General features: G+C 72.6%; 15 protein-coding genes. 9 read left to right on the top strand and 6 right to left on the bottom strand.

All coding sequences use genetic code 11. From position 1 onward, the window contains the following. Positions 1 to 240: 240 nt before the first annotated feature. Positions 241 to 2,787, top strand: a complete 2,547-nt coding sequence (locus tag ACQPW6_RS13820; protein ID WP_433889902.1) for a YfhO family protein — start codon at positions 241 to 243, stop codon at positions 2,785 to 2,787. A gap of 130 nt (positions 2,788 to 2,917) precedes the next feature. Here the strand turns inward: ACQPW6_RS13820 and ACQPW6_RS13815 are convergent, their stop codons facing one another. From ACQPW6_RS13815 to ACQPW6_RS13795, 5 genes are all read right to left on the bottom strand, one after another. Beyond that, complete coding sequence (locus tag ACQPW6_RS13815; protein ID WP_433889901.1) at positions 2,918 to 3,511, bottom strand: methylated-DNA--[protein]-cysteine S-methyltransferase; 594 nt, start codon at positions 3,509 to 3,511, stop codon at positions 2,918 to 2,920. Further along, on the bottom strand, positions 3,508 to 5,010 hold the full coding sequence (locus ACQPW6_RS13810; protein WP_433889900.1) for an AlkA N-terminal domain-containing protein: 1,503 nt from the start codon (positions 5,008 to 5,010) through the stop codon (positions 3,508 to 3,510). Before ACQPW6_RS13810 ends, ACQPW6_RS13815 begins: the two co-directional genes overlap by 4 nt. Positions 5,011 to 5,152: 142 nt before the next feature. Further along, complete coding sequence (locus ACQPW6_RS13805) at positions 5,153 to 5,488, bottom strand: GNAT family N-acetyltransferase (RefSeq protein ID WP_433889899.1); 336 nt, start codon at positions 5,486 to 5,488, stop codon at positions 5,153 to 5,155. Further along, positions 5,485 to 5,751, bottom strand: coding sequence for a DUF2630 family protein (locus tag ACQPW6_RS13800; RefSeq protein ID WP_433889898.1), 267 nt, complete (start codon positions 5,749 to 5,751; stop codon positions 5,485 to 5,487). The genes ACQPW6_RS13805 and ACQPW6_RS13800 overlap by 4 nt, the downstream gene beginning before the upstream one ends. Before the next feature lie 47 nt (positions 5,752 to 5,798). Then, positions 5,799 to 6,602, bottom strand: a complete 804-nt coding sequence (locus ACQPW6_RS13795; RefSeq protein ID WP_433889897.1) for a MerR family transcriptional regulator — start codon at positions 6,600 to 6,602, stop codon at positions 5,799 to 5,801. 233 nt (positions 6,603 to 6,835) lie between these two features. Here ACQPW6_RS13795 and ACQPW6_RS13790 point away from each other — a divergent pair, with 233 nt between their 5' ends. The 5 genes from ACQPW6_RS13790 to ACQPW6_RS13770 all read left to right on the top strand — a co-directional run bounded on the left by ACQPW6_RS13790 (position 6,836) and on the right by ACQPW6_RS13770 (position 11,653). Continuing rightward, positions 6,836 to 8,344, top strand: coding sequence for a flavin-containing monooxygenase (locus ACQPW6_RS13790; RefSeq protein WP_433894524.1), 1,509 nt, complete (start codon positions 6,836 to 6,838; stop codon positions 8,342 to 8,344). Beyond that, positions 8,341 to 9,312, top strand: a complete 972-nt coding sequence (locus tag ACQPW6_RS13785; RefSeq protein WP_433889896.1) for an alpha/beta fold hydrolase — start codon at positions 8,341 to 8,343, stop codon at positions 9,310 to 9,312. The genes ACQPW6_RS13790 and ACQPW6_RS13785 overlap by 4 nt, the downstream gene beginning before the upstream one ends. Continuing rightward, positions 9,309 to 10,208: an SDR family oxidoreductase gene (locus ACQPW6_RS13780; RefSeq protein WP_433889895.1), complete on the top strand. Its 900-nt coding sequence runs from the start codon at positions 9,309 to 9,311 to the stop codon at positions 10,206 to 10,208. The genes ACQPW6_RS13785 and ACQPW6_RS13780 overlap by 4 nt, the downstream gene beginning before the upstream one ends. Before the next feature lie 107 nt (positions 10,209 to 10,315). After that, a complete protein-coding gene (locus tag ACQPW6_RS13775; protein ID WP_433889894.1) occupies positions 10,316 to 10,534 on the top strand; it encodes a hypothetical protein in 219 nt (72 codons plus the stop codon). Between the two features lie 135 nt (positions 10,535 to 10,669). Next, on the top strand, positions 10,670 to 11,653 hold the full coding sequence (locus ACQPW6_RS13770) for a septum formation family protein (protein ID WP_433889893.1): 984 nt from the start codon (positions 10,670 to 10,672) through the stop codon (positions 11,651 to 11,653). A 46-nt stretch (positions 11,654 to 11,699) separates the two neighbouring features. Here ACQPW6_RS13770 and ACQPW6_RS13765 read toward each other — a convergent pair whose 3' ends face one another. Beyond that, positions 11,700 to 15,452: a S41 family peptidase gene (locus ACQPW6_RS13765; protein ID WP_433889892.1), complete on the bottom strand. Its 3,753-nt coding sequence runs from the start codon at positions 15,450 to 15,452 to the stop codon at positions 11,700 to 11,702. A gap of 307 nt (positions 15,453 to 15,759) precedes the next feature. On the opposite strand from ACQPW6_RS13765, the gene ACQPW6_RS13760 reads away from it, so the two are divergent. The 3 genes from ACQPW6_RS13760 to ACQPW6_RS13750 all read left to right on the top strand — a co-directional run bounded on the left by ACQPW6_RS13760 (position 15,760) and on the right by ACQPW6_RS13750 (position 20,895). Continuing rightward, positions 15,760 to 17,445: an FAD-binding dehydrogenase gene (locus tag ACQPW6_RS13760; RefSeq protein WP_433889891.1), complete on the top strand. Its 1,686-nt coding sequence runs from the start codon at positions 15,760 to 15,762 to the stop codon at positions 17,443 to 17,445. Then, on the top strand, positions 17,442 to 18,788 hold the full coding sequence (locus ACQPW6_RS13755) for a serine hydrolase domain-containing protein (protein ID WP_433889890.1): 1,347 nt from the start codon (positions 17,442 to 17,444) through the stop codon (positions 18,786 to 18,788). The genes ACQPW6_RS13760 and ACQPW6_RS13755 overlap by 4 nt, the downstream gene beginning before the upstream one ends. A gap of 343 nt (positions 18,789 to 19,131) precedes the next feature. After that, a complete protein-coding gene (locus ACQPW6_RS13750) occupies positions 19,132 to 20,895 on the top strand; it encodes a glycoside hydrolase family 6 protein (protein ID WP_433889889.1) in 1,764 nt (587 codons plus the stop codon). Positions 20,896 to 21,028 lie beyond the last annotated feature (133 nt).

Raw genomic sequence — 21,028 nt, 5'->3', positions numbered from 1 at the left:
TCCCCGAACTAATCACATCTTTGCAAAAGATGTCCCCGGCCGGAGTCAATTCTCCGCCGGGGACGTCTTGTTACGCGATGCATACATAGTCCGTGTCAATGCGCCTCCCAACTCTGTTTACTATCTGCAGAGATGACGCACAAGACAGGCGCGGGGGAACCGATGGCATCCGAAGTAGACTTCCCCGGCCCTGGCGGGCGGCTTCGGCTCCGGGCGGCTTTACTGTCAGCGTCCGTCGCAATGATCGCCTTCTGCGTGGGCGACGCCATGGCGCGCAGCTATCCGTTCGGCAGCCGCACCCGCAATGTGAATGACCTGGGCAACCAATACGTGCCCTATCACGCCCACTTCTGGGACATGCTGCACGGCGGCGCCAACGGCGGCCTGCTGCTGAACTGGCAGTCCGGCTACGGCAGCAGCTTCCTGCCCGACCTCGGCGCGTACACGGCGAGCCCGTTCGCGCTGCTGGTCGCGCTCTTCCCGCGCGACCGGATCGATCTGGCGCTCTACGTCATCACCGTGCTCAAGATCGGCGCCGCGGCCGCCGCGATGGCGTGCCTGCTGCTCACCCTGCGCCCTGGACGCTGGTGGGCGGCCGGTCTGCTGGGCAGCTCGTACGCGCTGTGCGGGTGGACCCTGATGCTCGCCTCGTACAACCCCATGTGGCTCGACGGGCTGATCGCCTTCCCGCTGCTCTGCCTGGTCGGGGAGTGGGCGCGGGCCGGGCGGCGGATGGTGCTGTCGGTCGGGGTGGTGGCGATCTGCTGGTTCGCCAACTTCTACACCGCCTACATGGCCACCGTCGCGGCCGCTCTGGTGCTGCTGGCGCGGCTGGCCACCGACCGTACGGCCACCAACCGGCAGCGGCTGATCGCGGCCGGCAGGGGCGCGCTCAGCATGGTTCTCGGCGTCGCCCTGACCGCGCCCGTGCTGATGACCATCGTCAAGGGCGACAAGCTCGTCTACCCGCTGCCGAAGCAGGACTTCCAGGCGGTGCCCTGGTCGGACATGCTGGTCCGGATGCTGCCGGGCACCTACGGCTTCGCCAGCCCGTCGAACTACATCGACACCGCCGCCCTGCTGCTCGCCTTCGCGTTGCCCTTCCACCGGGCCGTGCCGCGCCGCACCCGCGCGGTGTGGACGGCGCTGGCGGTGGTGGTCGCGGCCTCCTTCCAGTGGGGCCCGACGCACCTGTTCTGGTACGCCTTCACCACGCCCAACGGCAGCGCCTACCGCGAGACGTTCGCCCTCAGCGGGGTGCTGGTGATCGCCGCCTGGTTCGCGCTCGCGCACGGACTGCCCGGGTGGCGCCCGCTGGCCTGCGGTGCCGGGGTGATGGCCGCTGTCGTGGCCGCGTCGGTGTTCATCGCCGACGACGGCCTGGCGGGACCCTCGACCTATCCGCTGGCCGGTGCCGGGCTGGTGCTCGCGATGGGCGCGCTGCTGCTCTTCGACCGGGCGCAGCGGCTGCGGCGTACGGTGCCGGCCGCCATCGCGGTCGGGCTGCTGATCGTCACCCAGGTGGGGCAGTCCGCGATCAGCAACTCCTGGACCGACCACAAGAAGTTGGAGTCGTTCGACAACTACGCCCCCTGGGGGCAGCGCCAGCAGTGGGAGCGCGACGCGATCAAGGCGAACGACGCCTGGCCGGCGTATCGCACCGAGCCGGGGCGTCAACAGACCGTCAGCAATGACCCGTTGGAAGTCGGCGGTCAGGGCGCGCAGTACTACAGCAGCCTCACCTCCGAGGTGCTGACCAGCACCCTGGCGTCGCTCGGCGGCGGCTGGACCTCGCGCGGCCGCGCCCCGCAGAGCATCGACAACCCCGTCACCGACGTGCTCCTGTCGGTCGGCGCGCGGCTGCACTCGCCGCCCGACCCGCATCAGCGCGCCAACCCTCCGCAGACTGCGCCGCCCATCGTCACCCACCAGGCGGTGCCGCCGATGGTCACCGTACGGGCGACGGCTCCCGCCGGGAGGTACGGCCCGTCGCCGTACCGCAACCAGGAGATGCTGCTCGGCAGCCGCGTCTACACACCCGGCACGATCGCGCTGCACGACAGCGCGGGCCGTCCGATCCACCGCAGAGGCGACGGTTTTCCGGTGCGGAACGGCCGCAGGGGCACGGCGGGTTCGAACACCTACCGGCTCGACTCGGCCTGTCCTGCGGGCAACCAGATCTACTTCTGGGCGCCGAACCTGATGGGTACCGTGGCGCTCGCCGGGCAGCAGCCGGTGCCGTTCCAGGGGCTGATGCCGAGCCACCGCGCGGCCATGGCGCGGATCGGCGAGGTGCCCGCGAGCGGGCGCTTCACCTTGTGGGTGCACGCGGCCTCACGCGGCAAGCTGCCGGCCAACGGCCTTGGCTGCCTCGACCGGAGCCGGCTGGCCGCGGCCGAGCAGCGGCTCGCCGCCACCGCGGCCACCAAGGTCGCCATCAACGACGACGGCTTCCACGCCACGCTGCGGCCCGGCACCAAGGGATACGCGGTGCTGGCCGCGCCCGCCATCAAGGGCTGGTCCTGCTCGGCGGACGGCCGCGGGTCGCACGCCGCCTCGTCCTACCTGGGCCTGGTCGCCGTGCCGCTCGGTGGCGGCGCCTCGTCGGTCTCCTGCTCCTTCACCCCGCCGGGGCTGCACGAGGGTGAGGCGGCGGCGGCCGCGTCCCTGCTGGCGGTGATCGGCATCGCCGGCTACGGCTGGTGGCGCGGTCGCCGCCGCAAGGAGACGCCCGGCGGCGATGCGGACGTCCCCGGACGGCAGATGGCGGAAGCACTCGTCGAGTAGCCGGTGCGGCGGCGGCCCCTTGCAGGGGTCACCGCCGCCGGTACTACGGACCTATGTATGACCGGGGAAACCGGTGCAGCTGCGGCTGGTTGCCGCGTGCCGGGCTGACGATGACGCCGGTGACGAGCCGTCAGCCGAGCATCGGCTGGTGCGTACCCCGCTCGTGCGCCAGCAGCCAGCGCTTGCGGTCCACGCCGCCGCCGTAGCCGGTCATACTGCCGTCGGCGCCGACCACCCGGTGGCAGGGCACGATGATGCCGACCGGGTTCTTGCCGTTGGCCAGCCCCACCGCGCGGGACGCGGTCGGCTGCCCGAGGGTCACCGCCAGCTCGCCGTACGAGACGGTCTCGCCGTAGGGGATGTCCAGCAGCGCCTGCCAGACGCGCCGCTGGAACGGTGTTCCCGTCATCGACAGGTCCAGGTCGAACCGGCTGAGCCCGCCCGCGAAGTAGGCGTCGAGCTGCCTCGCCGCCTCGGCGAAGACCGGCAGGTCGTCGTCGCGCGGCCCGAAGCTCTCCTCCGGCGGCCGGTGCCGCTGCGCGACCATGTACAGACCGGCCAGGGCGCCGTCGCGCGCGACCATGGTGAGCGGCCCGCAGGGGCTGTCGACGACGGTGTGTGCGACGAACGGTGTGTTACCCGCGGCAGAGGCGGCGGTTTCGGTCACGGCGGTCCGTCCGGGGGCGGTGGTCGGGGCGGCGGCAGTCGGGGTCGCGGTCGTCATCGGGAAACACCCTCCAGGGGGAGCAGGTTGATGGGGTGGTCGCCGGTCGCCCATAGGTACTGCGTGGCGTAGGCGCGCCAGGGCGACCAGGCCGCGGCGTGCCGGGTCAGCGCCGCGGGAGTGGCCGGCAGCCCCAGGTCGCGGGCGGCGTACCGTACGCCGAGGTCGGTCGGCAGGAACGCGTCCGGGTCGCCGAGCGCCCGCATCGCGATCGACTCGACCGTCCACGGCCCGAAGCCGGGCAGTGCGGCCAGTTGGGCGCGGGCCCGCTGCCAGTCGCTGCCGACGTCGAGGTCAAGGTCGCCGTCGGCCAGTGCCCGCACCAGGGCGGCCAGCGTGGTGCGCCGGGACTGCGGCATCGCCAGCTGCGCCGGGTCGTGGCCGGCCAGTGCGGCGGTGGACGGGAACAGGTGGGTCAGCCCGCCGTCGGGGTCGGTGACGGGCTCGCCGTACGCCTGCACCAGGCGCCCGGCGTGGGTGCGCGCCGCGGCCGTGGAGATCTGCTGGCCGAGCACCGCGCGGACGGCGAACTCGGGGCCGTCCACCACCCTGGGCACCCGTCTGCCGGGCGATTTCGCGACCAGCGGCGCCAGCAGCGGGTCCTGCGACAGGAGGGCGTCCACGGCCTGCGGGTCGGCGTCCAGGTCGAGCAGCCGGCGGCAGCGGCTGATCGCCTGCGTGAGGTCCCGCCAGTCGGTCAGCCACAGCCGGCAGCCGATGTGGTCGGGTTCCGGCCGCAGGGCGGCGATGCCGGTGCCGTGCGGCAGCCGCAGGGTGCGGCGGTAGGCGCCCGCCCGCCACTCCTCGACCCCCGGGACGCCGGTGGCGGCCAGGTGCCCGAACAGGTTGTCGGGGGTCAGCGGACGGCGGAAGGGCAGCCGCAGGGCGAGCACGCCGGGCGTCTCCTGCGCGGCGGCCGTACGGCTCTGTGCGCCGCCGGCCACTCTGGCGCGCAGTTCGCCGGGGGCCAGTGCGAACACCTCGCGGACGGTGTCGTTGAAGGTGCGGATGCTGGAGAAGCCGGCCGCGAAGGCGATCTCGCCCATGGGCAGTGCGGTGGTCTCGATCAGCAGCCGGGCGGTCTGCGCGCGCTGGGCGCGGGCCAGGGCCAGCGGTCCGGCGCCCAGTTCGGCCAGCAGTTGCCGTTCCACCTGCCGCGGGCTGTAGCCCAGGCGCGCGGCCAGCGCCGGTACGCCCTCGCGGTCCACCACGCCGTCGGCGATCAGCCGCATGGCGCGGGCCACCAGGTCGGCGCGCTCGTTCCACTGCGGCGAACCGGGGCTGGCGTCAGGACGGCAGCGTTTGCAGGCCCGGAAGCCGGCCTGCTGGGCCGCGGCGGCGCTCGGGTAGAAGGTCATGTTCTCGACCTTCGGCGGTACCACGGGGCAGCTGGGCCGGCAGTAGATGCGGGTGGTCAGCACCGCCGTGAAGAACCACCCGTCGAACCGGGAGTCCTTCGACTGGACGGCACGAACGCAGGCGTCGAAGTCCGTATGCACCCCACCAGCATCGCCCGCCGCGCGCTCCCGGTCTGGCGAGAAAACGACATCGAGGTCCGGTCGGCGCGCGCTCACTCCTGCGGGTGAGCGCGCGCGACGCACAGGGCGCCGGGTGGGCGAAAACCGCTCCAATGGAAGCGGGTCAGTCGGTCACCTGGCTGGCGGGCACATAGCGCAGGTCGTCGTACTCGGGGTGCTTGCCCATCCAGCCGTCGAAGAACGGGCAGACGGCCAGCACCCGCAGCCCCTGCGCGCGGGCCTCGTCCAGGGCGCTGCGGGCCAGCGAGGATCCGACGCCGCGGCCCTCGTACTCGTCGCGCACCTCGGTGTGGATGAAGGCGATCATGTCGTGGGTGCGGATGTACGCGGCGACACCGGCCACCTCGCCGCCGATCCTGGCCTCGTACCGCTTCTTCTGCGGGTCGTCGCTGACGGTGACGGCGCTGCGCGCGCGCTCCCCGCCGGCCGGGTCCGTCATGAGCGGTAGCCCTCGACGGTGGAGGACGGCCTGACCTGTGCGGCGCCGGGGTCCTCCCCGGCCTCTGCCAGTGCGCGGCGCTGCCGGAGCAGGTCCCAGCACTGGTCGAGTTCGTGTTCGAGGGCGGTCAGCCGCTCGCGTTCCGTCGCGCCGTCGATCCCCCCGGCGGTGAGCAGATCGCGCAGGGTCTTCTCGTCCGCGACCATTGCGGTGATCCGGCCGAGGATGGCCTTCTCCGCGTCGGCGTCATGGGGCTGTTGCACGGGACACCTCCCGGTAGGGGTAGCTGCGTCCCACTCTATGCCGCCGGTCAGGCGCGCCGCCTGTGCTCGGTCTTTCCGGTGTGATCATCGCCTGAGTGCTGCTCGCGCAGCCATGCGTCCAGCTCCGCGCGTATCCGGCGCTCCATGGCGAGCGACATCTCCGCCTCCACGATGTTCTTGGCCAGCGGGCGCAGCCTCTGCACGGATTCGGCGATGCGCTGCGCCTCCGCGGGCGCCGCCTCGGCCACCGGGCCGAGCACGTTGTCCTTGATGGCCTTGGTGAAGAGTTCCGCGATCGCGTCCACGTGGCCGCGCACCTCGCGGCCGGCCGCCAGGACGGCGGACAGCGGCACGCCCTCGCGCACCAGCGCCGCGGAGGCGTCCAGCAGCCTGCGGCTGATGTGCACGACGTTCTCGCCGTCGACCGCGATGTAGCCGATCTCCAGGGCGTCCGTCAGGTTCTCCGGGCTGACGTCGTGGCCGAAGTAGTCGGCCAGCTCCTGCGGGGTCAGCCGCACCGGGGTCTCGGCCGACCAGGGCATGGCCAGGGCGCCCTCAAGGCCGAGCAGTTCGGCTACCCCGTGCAGGGTGCGGCCGTTCTCCCAGGCGGCGATCAGCTCGGCGATGCCGCCCAGGGTGTGGCCGCGTTCCAGCAGGGCGGCGATCGTACGCAGCCGGGCGAGGTGGTCCTCGCCGTACCAGGCGATCCGGCCGTCGCGGCGCGGGGGCGGCAGGAGGCGGCGCTCGCGGTAGAAGCGCAGCGTCCTGACGGGGATGCCGGCGGCTTCGGCCAGCTCCTCCACGCGGTATTCGCGCGGCCTGGTCGCGTTGTCGTCGTCGTGGTCGTCCACCCGGCCAGCCTATGGCCTGCGGTAACCGTTACCGGCCGCCCCTGTTGCGGATCGCGGGACGGGCGGGGGCCGGCGCGGGGACTGCCGGCGGCCGGCGTACCCGATGCCCTTGCGGCGGATTTCGGCCTACCCCTACCGCTGGTAACCCGGTGTGCCCTACAGTCCCGACTATGCCAGTGATTGCTGGCGTGATTAAGAAGCGAGTCGGCGTGACGGATGTGGAGGGCGGTGCCATGGACGACGGCCGTGAACACGTGCGGGTGGCGGTGATCGGGTCCGGGTTCGGCGGGCTCGGGGCGGCGGTACGGCTGCGGCGCGAGGGGATCACCGACTTCGTGATCCTGGAGCGGGCCGACTCGGTCGGCGGCACCTGGCGCGACAACAGCTACCCCGGCTGCGCCTGCGACGTGCCCTCCCACCTGTACTCGTTCTCCTTCGCGCCCAACCCGGACTGGCCGCGCGCCTTCTCCGGGCAGCAGCACATCCGCGCCTACCTCGAACGGGTGACCGACACCTTCGGGCTGCGCCCGCATCTGCGGTTCGGCGCCGAGGTCCGGCAGGCCCGCTGGGACGGCGACAACCGGCGCTGGGAGTTGACGACCGCGGCCGGCGAGCTGACCGCGGACGTGGTGATCTCCGCGACCGGCCCGCTGTCCGACCCCAAGATCCCCGACATCCCCGGGATCGAGGACTTCCCCGGCCGGGTCTTCCACTCCTCGCGCTGGGAGCACGACTTCGACCTGAGGGGAAAGCGGGTCGCGATGGTCGGCACCGGCGCGTCCGCGATCCAGATCGTGCCGTCGATCCAGCCGGAGGTCGGGCAGCTCACCGTGGTGCAGCGCACCCCTCCGTGGGTGATGCCCCGGGTGGACCGCCCGGTGACGGCCGCCGAACGCTGGCTGCACGGCAAGGTGCCGAGCACCGCGAAGGCGCGCCGCGCACTGCTGTGGACGATTCGCGAGTTCCAGGTGGGCGCGTTCGTGAAGCGGCCCAAGCTGATGAAGGCGGCCGAGGCCATCGCGCGCGGCCATCTGCGGCGGTCGGTCAAAGACCCGGCACTGCGGGCCCGGCTCACCCCCGACTACACCATCGGCTGCAAGCGCATCCTGCTGTCCAACACCTACTATCCGGCGCTCGCGCAACCCAACACAGAGGTGGTCACCTCGGCGCTCGCAGAGGTGCGCGGTTCGTCGATCGTCACCGCCGACGGCACCGAGCGCGAAGTCGACGCGATCATCTTCGGAACCGGCTTCCACGTCACCGACATGCCGATCGGTGATCGGGTGATCGGATCGGACGGCCGCACGCTGACCGAGCACTGGAAGGACGGGATGGCCGCGCTGCGCGGCTGCACCGTGGACGGCTTCCCCAACCTGCTGTTCATCATCGGCCCCAACACCGGCCTCGGGAACAGCTCGATGATCCTGATGATCGAATCGTCGCTCAACTACGTGGCGGACTACCTGCGCACCCTCACCCGTACGGGTGGCGCCGCGCTGGACGCGAAACCCGCCGCAGTCAGTGCGTGGAACGAGGAGATGCAGCGCCGCGCCGCCCGCACCGTCTGGAACACCGGCGGCTGCAACAGCTGGTACCTGGACGCCAACGGCCGCAACACCACCGCCTGGCCGGGCACCACCGCGGAGTTCCGGCGCGCCACCCAGCAGTTGAAGCTGTCGGAGTACGAGGTGCTCGCGCCGGTCGCCGCGGATGCCGAGCAGTCGGTGGAGGCGATGTCGTGAGCGTGCCGTACGAGGCGGTGGCCGCCCGCCGCGAACTGACCGTCGTATCGGATGACGGAACCCGCATCCACGTCGAGGAGTACGGCCGGTCCGACGGTCCGACCATCGTGCTGTCACACGGATGGACCTGCTCCACCCTCTTCTGGGCGCCGGTCGTGCGGCGGCTCGCCGCCGACTTCCGGGTGGTCGCCTACGATCAGCGCGGCCACGGCCGCAGCGCGCCGCCGGCCACCCGCAGGGGTTACGGCACCGGGGTGCTCGCCGACGACCTGGAGGCGGTCGTCACGGCTGTCGTGCCCGACGGTGAGCGCGCGGTGCTCGTCGGCCACTCGATGGGCGGTATGACGATCATGGCGGCGTCCGGGCGCACGGCCGTCACCGACCGCACCGCCGCGGTGCTGCTGGCCAGTACCGGCAGCGGACGGCTGCTGGGCTCGACGCAGGTGCTGCCGTCGCGGTTCGGGCCGCGCGCGATCAGGCGCGCCTTCCACCGGCAGCTGCTCACCTCGCGGCTGCCGCTCGGCCCCGTCACCCCGCTGTCGCGCGCCGCGCTGAAGTACGGCGTGCTCGCCGCCGGCGCCACCCGCGAGCAGGTCGCCTTCACCGCGCGGATCGTGCACGCCTGCCGGGCCCGGCAGCGTTCCGCCTGGGGGCGGGTGCTCGCCGTGCTCGACCTGGACGCCGAGGCCGCCGCGCTGGCCGCGCCCACCGCCGTGCTGGTCGGCAGCGCCGACAAACTCACCCCCAAGGTGCACGCCCGTGGTCTGGCAGCGGTCCTCCCGCTGTGCGCCGGCCTGACCGAACTGCCCGGCCTCGGCCATATGACGCCGATCGAGGACGCGGCGGCCGTGGACACCGTGATCCGGCGCCTTGCCGCCGACCACCTGACCGCCGGCGGCGTCACGTCCGATGATCAGACCGCCGTGTCACCCCTCGCCCTGCCGGCCGAAGAGGAGAAGAGCGCATGAGCAGATCATTGGACGGTCAGGTCGTGGTGGTCACCGGTGCGGCCCGCGGGGTGGGCGCGCTGCTGGCCCGCAAGCTCGCGGCGCGCGGCGCCCGGCTCGCGCTGGTCGGCCTCGAACCGGACGAGCTGAAGCAGGTCGCCGGGGCGCTGGGCGGCGGAGCGGCCTGCTGGACCGCGGACGTCACCGACCGCGACGCGATGGCCGCGGTCGCCGCCGAGGTGCTGGCGCACTTCGGCCGGATCGACGTCGTGGTGGCCAACGCTGGAGTCGCCACCGGCGGGCCGTTCCTCGACTCCGACCCGGACGCGTTCGACCGCGTCATCCAGGTCAACCTGCTCGGCAGCGTCACCACCGCCCGCGCCTTCCTCCCCGCGCTGATCGCCTCGCGCGGCTACCTGCTGCAGATAGCGTCGCTCGCCGCGCTCACTCCGGCGCCCATGATGGCCGCCTACTGCGCGAGCAAGTCGGGTGTCGAGGCATTCGCGCACAGTCTGCGCGCGGAGATCGGCCATCTCGGGGTCAAGGTCGGCGTCGGCTATCTGAGCTGGACCGACACCGACATGGTGCGCGGTGCCGACCAGGACGACGTACTGCGCGAGTTGCGCGCCAAGCTGCCGTGGCCGACGAACCGCACATATCCGCTGGAGCCCGCGGTGGAGCGGCTCGCGGCCGGCGTCGTGCGCCGCTCGCCGCACGTATACGCGCAGTGGTGGCTGCGCGGCATGCAGTCGGTGCGCGGCGCGCTGCCATCGGTGATCGGCGGCCCGCTCGGACGCCGCGAGATGCGGCGGGCGGCGCCGGCGCTGGCCGGTCAGGCGGGAGTGCGGCGAGGGCTGGTCGGGCGGGGCGGGGAGGCCGACGAGTCGGCGCGCGCCGCGGGGCATCACACACAGTGAGGCCAACCCCTGCGATCACAGAGGGTTTTCGTCCGAGATGCGAGGTGTGCGGCGCCGTGTCAGTCTGATCGAGGCCCCATCCCCACAAACTCCAGGAGGAGTGAATCATGGGCGCTTTCGACCAGTTCAAGGACAAGGCCAACGAGTTCACCGAGAAGGGCAAGCGTGCCGCCGGTGAGCAGCGGGAGAAGGCCGCTGACGCGGACAACCCCCGTGAGATGGCCGAGCGTGGCGCACAGCAGGGTCAGGAGCGCCGCTCCGACTTCGAGGACCAGGCGCAGGAGCGTCGCGACTCGGAGTCCGACGACAGCGACAACTGGAGCTGACGTCGCGCTTTGAGCTAGTCGCGCGAACACCGTGACGCGGAAGGGGCACCCCCTGAGGGGGCGCCCCTTCTTCACGTCGCCCGTGTGCCGCACCGGCGGTCCCAGCGCCTAGGATCTGCCCGGGGGGTCGTCGCGATGATCGGTTCAGCATTTGTCGTACGTGTCCGCGCCGGACGCAGGGGTGCCGTCTTCGCGACGGTCGCGGCCGTCGCGGCTGCCGCCGTATCGGTGGCCGGCTGCCACGGATCGGGAACGTCTGCCGCGCCGACCGCCACGCACTCACCCGTAAAGGTGAGCGCCGATCCGCACACCGCCGATCCCGACCCCCGCCACCTCAGGGCGGGCGACTGCTTCACGGCCGACGCGGCGACGCTCGCCGGAGGCATGGAGGCGGCGCAGACCGTGCGCATCGTGCCCTGCGCGCAGCCGCACCAGGGGGAGGCGTTCGGCACGGCCGCGCTGTTCAACCGGCCCTACCCCGGCGCCGCGCAACTGGCGCAGGATGCGGCGGGTTACTGCCATACGCTCATCGCCCGGTACGACATGGACGCCTGGACGCTCGACCCGGCCGCCCGCCCCACCCGCGCCCTCTACCCGGGCAAGTCCGCGTGGCAGGCGGGCGACCACAACGCCGTGTGCTTCTTCGCCGCCCGCAGCGGCACCGCCACCGGGTCGATGCGGCGCGACCGGCGGACGCTGACCGCCGACCAGTACGCGTATCTCGACGCGGAGGGCCGGTTCGACGCCGCCCTCGCGCTGCCGCCGGACGAGCTCAGCAGCTCCAACCGGTCCGACTGGGAGCAGTGGACGGGCAGCGTCGCCGACTCCCTCGGCATCGAGGAGCAGTTGCTCAAGGCGCACAACTGGCCGGTGCGGGCACAGGCCCCGGTGAACGCGCTGATCCAGCGGATCGACACCACGACGCCGCTGTGGCGCAGCGCCTCCCAGACCACCAGCGTGGCCGACCTGATCGCGGGTTACACCGTCGCCCGGGAGCACACCCTCACGGCGCAGGAGAGCGCCGTACGGGCCGCGCTGGACCTCGCGACGCACGATACCGCCGCGAAGTCCGGAACGGGCGGCACAGCCCCGAAGAGCGCCGCGACCACCCGGTCGTGACGTCCCGGTCCGACGGCCCCGGTCGCGACGGCCCGCCGCGCGCGCCTCAGCGCGGCGGGAGCGGGGGGCGGGCGCGGTCGGGGCGGGCGGAGAGGTCGGGCGGGGTGGCCGCCGGGTGCTGGGACAGCAGCGTGAGAGCGGTGTTCACGGCCACGTCGAGCTGGCCGTGCCGGCCCTCCGCCCAGTCCAGCGGGGTGCGCAGCGACTCGATGTCCGGGTCCACGCCGTGGTTCTCCACCGACCACCCGTACGCGTCGAACCAGGCCGCGTTCATCGGCACGGTGATCACCGTGCCGTCGCCCAGCTTGTGCCGGCCCGTCATGCCGACCACGCCGCCCCAGGTGCGCAGGCCCACCACCGGGCCCAGTCCGAGGAGTTTGAACGCGGCCGTGATCATGTCGCCGTCGGACGAGGTCGCCTCGTCGGCGATCGCGACCACCGGGCCGCGCGGGGCGCCGCCGACGTAGGAGACGGGCTGCGCGTCGCGGGTCAGGTCCCAGCCGAGCACCGTACGGCTGAGCTTCTCGATGACGAGTTCGCTGATGCTGCCGCCGGCATTGCCGCGGACGTCGACCAGCAGCGCGTCGTAGGCGACCTCCTTGCGCAGGTCGCGGTTGAACTGCGCCCAGCCGGAGCCGCCCATGTCGGGGATGTGCAGGTAGCCGCACCTGCCGCCGCTCAGACGCCGCACAATGGCGCGGCGTTTGGCCACCCAGTGCTGGTAGCGCAGCGGACGGTCGTCGATCAGCGGCACCACCGCGACCCGGCGCGGCGCGCCCCTGCCACCCGGCGGGGTGAACGTCAGCTCGACGGTGGTGCCGCCGGCGCCCGCGAGCAGCGGGGCCGGTCCCGCGTCCGGATCGACCGGCCGGCCGTCCACATGGGTGAGCACCGCGCCCTCCCTGATGCCCGTTCCGGCCAGCGGCGAACGGGCCTTGGAGTCCGACGACTCGCCCGGCAGAATCCGCGCCACGCTCCAGCCGCCGTCCTTGTGGTGCTGGAAGTCGGCGCCCAGCAGGCCGATCGGGCGCTGGTAGTGGGGCGGGCCCTCGTTGCGGCGGGCGGGCTGCACATATGCGTGCGATGTGCCGAGTTCGCCGAGTACCTCGCGCAGCAGGTCGGCGAACTCGTCGGGGGTGGCGACCCGTTCGACCAGCGGGCGGTACTGGTCGAGCACCGCGGGCCAGTCCACGCCGCACATGTCGGGCGCCCAGAAGTAGTCCCTGATCAGCCTGCCGGCCTCGGCGTACGACTGGCGCCACTCCGCGCCCGGTTCGACCTCGTGCATGATCCGCCGCATGTCGACGTAGACGGTCGAGTCGTCGTCGCCGCGCTCGTTGGACGGCAGCACCGCCAGCTCGCCCTGGTCGAAGACGGCAAGCCGCCGGCCGTCGCCGCTGACCGCGTACCAGTCCATGTGGTGGACGAGTTCGGTGCGCCGGGACTTGCCGAGGTTGAAGTACTCCAGGGTGGGGCGGGCCGACGGGTCGGTGGGGTTGACGAACGTCTCGCCGAGCGCGCCCGAGATCGGCCAGCGCAGCCACACCAGGCCGCCGCGGACCGGCGCGAGCGCCGAGTACTTCGACGCCGACACCGGGAACGGGGTGACCCGGCTCGGCAGCCCCTCCGCCTCCACCACGACCGGGCCGTCGCCGCCCTCGCCGCCGGCCTCACCCGGGTCGAGGCCGCTGCCGACGGGGCTGCCGTCCACCGGCAGGGCGAACGGTGACGGGGTCGCGGAGTTCAGCGGCACCAGGTAGGGGCGGCAGCCCAGCGGGAACGACAGGTCGCCGGTGTGGACGTCGTACACCGGGTCGAAGCCGCGCCAGGACAGGAACGCCAGATAGCGGCCGTCGCGGGTGAACACCGGCTGCTCGTCCTCGAACCTGCCGTTGGTCACATCAATGATCGTGTGATCGTCCAGGCGGGCGATCCGAACCGAGCGCAGACTGCGGCCGATACCGGGGTGCGACCACGTCAGCCACGCCGAGTCGGGGGAGAAGGCGAGGTCGCGGACCGGGCCGTTGGTGGAGCGGACGAGTTCGTCCACGGTGCCGGCCGGCGGGCCGCCGGTGCCGGAAGGGACGGCGTCGTAGTCGTCGCCGTCCGCGTCGGTCGGAGGTTCGCCCTCGCCGGTGGCGATCAGCAGCAGCCGGCCGTCGTGGGCGGCCACCGCCAGGGTGCGGCCGTCGGGGGAGGAGACCAGCTCCAGGACCCGGCCCAGTCTGCCGACGGCCAGCCGTCCGCCGTGCGCAGCTGCGGCGGGTTGCGAACGCTGTTCGTCGCTGACCGCTACAGCTGCGCCGGCCGGCTTGTCGTTACCCGCCGCAGCTGTGTCGGTCAGGCGCACCTCACCCGAACGAGTGAGCGCTGTGGTGATCTGGACATTCTTATGACCATCGGCCGACGTGTCACTCTCCGCGGGGTCCCGCCACCTGGTCGCGCCGGTCGGCTCCGGCAGCGGCACCGCGTCGGCCCGCGGAACGCCGCCGGAACCCGCCGCAGCTGCAGCGGGTTCGCCCCCGGCAGCGGTTTCCGCGGCCGCGTACGCCGGGACGTCGCCGGCCTCCTGCGGCCCGCGGCTGAGTGCCCGCGACGCCCGCCCCGGCAGGTGCGCGAGCTCGATGCCGTCCTCGCCCTCGGCGTCGGTCACGAAGGCGACGAGGCCGGTGTCGCCGAGCATCTCCGGCAGCCGCACCCGGGCGCCGGGCGAGTCGGAGATCGTCCGGGCCGGGCCGTCGCGGTGGGTGAGCCAGTACAGGCTGCCGCGGACGCACACCGCGCTCGCCCGGCCGGTGCCGTCGATGGCGAGACCGTCCACGTGCGAGGACGCGGGCACCTGGTACTGGCGGCGCCCGCTGCGCGGCCCGCCGAGCCGCACCTCCAGCCGGCGCGGCCGGGCGTCGGGGGAGGCCAGGTCGTCGACCAGCCACAGTTCGCCCGCGCACTGGTAGACCACCCGGATGCCGTCGGTGGCGGCGCTGCGGGCGTAGAAGTCGGCGTGGTCGGTGTGCCGGCGCAGGTCGGTGCCGTCCGGGCGGCAGGAGTAGAGGTTGCCGATGCCCTCGTGGTCGGAGAGGAAGGCGATCCGGCCGGCCACGAACATCGGCGCGGCCAGGTGCCCGTTCAGCTCCGGGACCAGCCGCTCGCCGTGCAGCCACAGCCGCCCCGTCGCGCCGCCGCGGTAGCGCTTCCAGGCGTGCGGCTCGTGCGGCGGGGTACCGGTCAGCAGCAGGGTGCGGCGTTCGACGGCCGCCTCGCCGCCCCCTTCGCGCGCCGGGTCCCCTTCGCCGGCCGCCTCGCCGGACCCGGCCCCGGACCCGGCCCCGGCCTCGCCCCCGTCGCTCTCCCGGGGCTCGTCGTGGACGGCGATGTCCGAGACCGGCCCCCATGGCAGCGGGCCGCCGGGCCCGCCGCCGTCGGCGGGCACGCTGTGCGCCCAGGTGAAGTACGAGAACGGCTGGCCGTGCGAGGAGACGGCGAGGACGTCGCCGTCCGGGGTCCACGAGCACACCCGGGTGTCGGTGCTGCCCCAGTACGTCAACCGTCTGGCGGTTCCGCCGTCCACCGGGACGAGGTACACCTCCGGGTCCAGGCTGCGCCAGGTGGTGAACGCGATCGTCGTGCCGTCGGGCGACAGCCGCGGCGGGCCCACCCGCGTACGGTCCGCGGTCACCCGCCAGGCGCGGCCGGGCGCGTCGAGCGGGGCGACCCAGATGTCGTCCTCTGCGGCGAAGCAGAGCAGGTCGCCGTGCAGGTGCGGGAACCGTAGGTACGCGCGATCGCTCACCCGTCCCATGGTTCGGCCCCCGGCACCGGCCAGCAACTTTTCCGCGAGCCGCCGCCCCCGCGCCCGGGCGCGCCCCGGCCCCGCAGATTCCTCCCGCCGCCCCCGCTGACCTGCCGCGAGCGCTCGCGTAACGTGCTACCGACGAGTTGACCCGCGAGTAAGTACCGGGCCGGCCCGGCACCGGCGATCATGCGCGCGGGCACCGCCGCCCGCAGACGTGAAACCGAGCAGCAGACGTAGCACCGAGCAGACGTAGCACCGAGCAGACGTACAGGCCGAGCAGAAGCAGCAGACGATCGATCGAGGGAGCGAGCCGATGGCGCTGGACGCGGACGTCGTGGTGGTGGGGGCGGGGCTGGCCGGTCTGGTGGCGACCGCCGAACTGGCCGACGCCGGCCGGAAGGTGATCCTGCTCGACCAGGAGCCGGCGGCCTCGCTCGGCGGCCAGGCGTTCTGGTCGTTCGGCGGCCTCTTCCTGGTGGACTCGCCCGAACAGCGCCGGATGCGGATCAAGGACAGCCCCGAACTCGCCCTCCAGGACTGGCTCGGCACCGCCGGTTTCGACCGCCCGGAGGACCACTGGCCGCGCCGCTGGGCCGAGGCGTACGTGCACTTCGCCGCCGGCGAGAAGCGCGCGTGGCTGCGCGAGCAGGGCCTGCGGCTGTTCCCGGTGGTCGGCTGGGCCGAGCGCGGCGGCTTCCTGGCGACCGGCCCCGGCAACTCGGTGCCGCGCTTCCACATCACGTGGGGCACCGGACCCGGCGTGGTCGAGCCGTTCGAACGGCGGGTACGGGAGGCGGTGGCCCGCGGCCGGGTCGAACTGCGGTTCAGGCACCGGGTGACGGGGCTGACGAGCACCGACGGCGCGGTGGACGGAGTGACCGGCGAGCTGCTGGTGGAGAGCGACGCCGAACGGGGGCAGGCCAGTTCGCGGGAGACGGCGGGGGAGTTCAGCCTGCGCGCGCAGGCGGTGATCGTCACCAGCGGCGGGATCGGCGGCAACCACGAGCTGGTACGGGCCAGTTGGCCGGAGCGGCTCGGCACCCCGCCGAAGAAGCTGCTGTCTGGGGTGCCCGCACATGTGGACGGCCTGATGCTCGGCGTCGCCGAGTCGGCCGGCGCCTCCGGCATCAACGGCGACCGGATGTGGCACTACACCGAGGGCATCGAGAACTGGAACCCGATCTGGCACAAGCACGGCATCCGCATCCTGCCGGGCCCGTCCTCGCTGTGGCTGGACGCGACCGGCAAGCGGCTGCCGGTGCCGTACTTCCCCGGGTTCGACACGCTGGGAACGCTCGAGCACATCATGCGGACCGGCCACGAGTACACCTGGTTCGTGCTCACGCAGAAGATCATCGAGAAGGAGTTCGCGCTGTCGGGCTCCGAGCAGAACCCGGACCTGACCGGCCGCAGCGTGCGCGATGTGCTGAAGCGGGTGCTGCCGGGGGCGCCGGGACCGGTCGAGGCGTTCAAGCAGCACGGCGTGGACTTCGTCGTGGAACGCGAACTCGGCGCGCTGGTCAGGGGGATGAACGCGCTCAGCGGTGAAGGGCTGATCGACGAGGCGGAGTTGCGCCGCGAGATCGAGGCGCGGGACCGGGAGATCGCCAACACCTACACCAAGGACCTCCAGGTCACGGCGATCCGCGGGGCCCGCAACTACCTTGGCGACAAGCTGATCCGGACGGCCGCGCCGCACCGGCTGCTCGACCCGAAGGCCGGGCCGCTGATCGCGGTACGGCTCAACATCCTGACCCGCAAGTCGCTCGGCGGGCTCGAAACCGACCTGGAGGGGCGGGTGTTGGTGCCCGCCCCCGTGGGCGGTGACGCCGCCGGCGGGCGGGGGGCGCCGCTGGCCGGGCTGTACGCGGCGGGGGAGGCCGCGGGCTTCGGCGGCGGCGGCATGCACGGATACCGGTCGCTGGAGGGGACGTTCCTGGGCGGCTGCATCTTCTCCGGCCGCACGGCCGGCCGGGCGGCGGCGCGGGCGACCGCGTGACGGGACTCGACACCCGCGCGTTCGCCGAGCACTGCGCCGAGGCGCTGCGACGGTACGACTGCCCGTCTGTCTCGATCGCGGTGGCCGAGCGCGGCGAGGTGGTCTTCGCCGAGGCGTACGGGACGGCGGACACGGCGACCGGCCGCCCGGCGACGCCCGGTACGGCGTACGGACTCGCCTCCGTCACCAAGCCGTTCACCGCGGCCGCGGTGTGTGCGGCGGCCGACGACGGGCTCCTCGACCTCGACGCGCCGGTGCCCGGCACATTCCGCTTCGGGGCGCCGACGCTCCGCCAACTGCTGCGGCACCGGGGCGGGTTGGCGCCGTTCTACCACTGGGAGTACGACGGGGACGGCGGCCGGCCGATCGACCCGGACGCGTACGTGCTTCAACTCCGGGCGCCGGACGCCGGGTTCGAGTACGCGAACCTCGGCTATCGCCTGCTCGGGCGGGAGTTGGAGGCGGCCGCCGGGGTCGGGTTGGCCGAATTCGTACGGCGGCGGGTGTGCGAGCCGCTCGGCCTCGACGCCTGCCGGATCGGCGCCCGGTACACCGGCCCGGCGCCGGCCGCCGTGCGGTACGCGGTCGACGGCCGGGCGTACCCGGACTACGACTGCGGGCACCCGGGGGCCACTCTCGGGTGGGCCACGGCTGGTGAACTGGCTTTGTTCACGGGGTCGTTCGGGCGGGTAATGGGGCCGGGCACGGCCGCCGCGACGCTGGCCGGGCTGCCGGTCAACGAGCATCTGGGGTACGGGCTCGGGTGGTGTGTGGCCGCTGCCGGCGCCGGTTCTCCGCTCGTGCACAGCCACGGAGGTGGCGGGCCCGGGGTCGCCGCGATGACGATCGGGGTTCCGGGGCGCGGGCTCGCGGTTTCCGTGCTGACCAACACCACGAACAAGGGCGCGCGCGACGCGATCGTCCGGCACGTGATGGCCGAACTTGTACCCGGGTACCGGGACGAGTGGATCAGTCCGGTGGTACCGGATCCGGCGCGGCCGCTCGCACTGCCGGAGGGGAGCACGTGGGCTGGCGCCGTCAACACGCCTGAGCGTGAAGTTCCGCTTGTGGTAAGGATTTTGACGGAAGGTCAGGTTGAGGTCCGGTTGGGCGGGGAGGGGGTCGTCGCCCCGGCCGCCGGGTCTGATGCGTGGGACCTGAAGGTCTCTGTTCCGGTGCGGTTGCCGACGGGCGACGCGGGGGTGGGGAGTCCCGTCAGCGCTTTGCTGCTGCGCGCGGGCGGGGACGGGTTGAGCGGGGTGTTGTACGCGTACAAGGAGGGCGATGCTGTGGGGCGGTTGGGGAACTTTCTCGCGCACGCTTGTGGGTTGCGTCGGCGCTGATGCGGGGCCGCACGTGCGGCAACTCGCCGTTGCGGGGGCGGTATTCGGCCGTCTGCGGGCCGTTCGTGGCTGGGCGCGCAGTTTCCCGCGCCCCTGGACGTTGGCCGCGGCCCCCGCGACCCGCGCCCCTGGCGCCGCCGGCGCCCCCTCCGCCGGGGTTCCGGTTAAGCCGTCGCCATAGCAGGTCGTGCTTCAAGCATTGACACGGGCAACCCCTCTCCCCACTATGGGAGCGCTCCCACGTTAAGAGCGTGTAACCGAACCACGATCCACCGCACCACCTCCCTTGACCTCTCGAAGCAGCTTCGCGAGGTCCATCCCCCCATATGGAGGTCGTTCGCACATGGCAGTTCCGACTAACCGACGCAGAAGCGCCCTGCTGGCCGCGGGCGCACTGATCGTCGCCTCCGGCGGCGCGGTCGCCGCCGTCAGCAGTTCGACCGCATCGGCGGCCACCGCAGGCTGCGCCGTCAACTACAGCGTGAGCCAGTGGGACACCGGGTTCACCACCCAGGTGACGATCACCAACACCGGTCCCGCGCTGACCACTTGGACGCTCGGCTGGTCCTTCTCCGGCAACCAGAAGGTCACCCAGGGCTGGAACGCCACCGTCAGCCAGACCGGCGCGGCCGTCACCGCGGCCAGCCTGTCGTACAACGGCGCGGTGGCCAGCGGCGGTACGGCGACCTTCGGCTTCAACGGCTCGTACAGCGGCACCAACACCTCGCCGACGTCGTTCACCCTGAACGGTGTGACCTGCGGTGGCGGCGGCACCGGCACCACGCCGCCGACCACCCCGCCCACCACTCCGCCGACGACGCCTCCCACCACCCCGCCGACCAACCCGCCCGACGGCAGCCGGGTGGACAACCCGTATGCGGGAGCGAAGGGTTACGTCAATCCCGAGTGGTCCGCGAAGGCCGCGGCCGACGGCGGGCAGAAGATCGCGAACCAGTCCACCGCGGTATGGCTGGACCGGATCGCCGCGATCGACGGCGTCAACGGCGGTATGGGCCTGCGCGACCACCTGGACGAGGCGGTGCAGCAGGCCGGCGGCCAGCCGCTCACCATCGAGCTGGTCATCTACGACCTGCCGGGCCGCGACTGCGCCGCCCTCGCCTCCAACGGCGAGCTGGGCGCCACCGAGATCGGCCGCTACGAGACCGAGTACATCGACCCGATCGCCGCGATCATGTCGGACCCGAAGTACGCGAGTCTGCGGATCGTCAACATCATCGAGCCCGACTCGCTGCCCAACCTCACCACCAACGCGGGCGGCACCGCCGGTTCGACCGACGCCTGCGCGACGATGAAGGCGAACGGCAACTACGAGAAGGGCGTGGGCTACGCGCTCAACAAGCTCGGCGCGATCGGCAACGTCTACAACTACATCGACGCCGCGCACCACGCCTGGCTCGGCTGGGACTCCAACCTGGCCCCGGCCGCGCAGGAGTTCCTGAAGGCCGCGACGACCAGCGGCGCCACCGTCAACGACGTGACCGGCTTCATCGTCAACACCGCGAACTACAGCGCGACGACCGAGCCGAACTTCAAGGTCACCGACAACGTCAACGGCACCACCGTGCGGCAGTCCAAGTGGGTCGACTGGAACAACTACGTGGACGAGACCAGCTACGCGCAGGCGCTGCGCACGCTCCTGGTGCAGGACGGCTTCAACTCCAACATCGGCATGCTGATCGACACCTCCCGCAACGGCTGGGGCGGTTCGGCCCGTCCGACCGCCCCGGGCGCGACGACCAGCGTGGACACGTACGTCGACGGCGGCCGGATCGACCGCCGCATCCACGCCGGCAACTGGTGCAACCAGTCCGGCGCCGGCCTCGGTGCGCGGCCCACCGCCTCGCCCGCGGCCGGACTCGACGCCTACGTGTGGGTCAAGCCCCCTGGTGAGTCCGACGGTTCGAGCACCGCGATCCCGAACGACCAGGGCAAGGGTTTCGACCGGATGTGCGACCCGACCTACACCGGCAACGGGCGCAACGGCAACAACCTGACCGGTGCGCTGCCGAACTCGCCGCTCGCAGGTGACTGGTTCTCCGCCCAGTTCCACCAGCTCGTGGCGAACGCATACCCGCCGCTGTCGTAGCCCTTACGTTCAGCGGGTCCCCCCACCGGGCCCGTGCCGAGGCCGCATCCCGCGCCCTCGTCACGGGCCCGGCCCTGTGTTCGGGCCCCGTTCCCGGATGAGGGAGCATGGGACCAGGGGTGACGCTGCTGAG

The organism is Streptomyces sp. CA-111067, from assembly GCF_050956065.1.
Classification (GTDB): Bacteria; Actinomycetota; Actinomycetes; order Streptomycetales; family Streptomycetaceae; genus Actinacidiphila.
The sequence above is the reverse complement of the archived record's forward strand: the minus strand, read 5'-3'. Positions and strand labels throughout refer to the sequence as shown.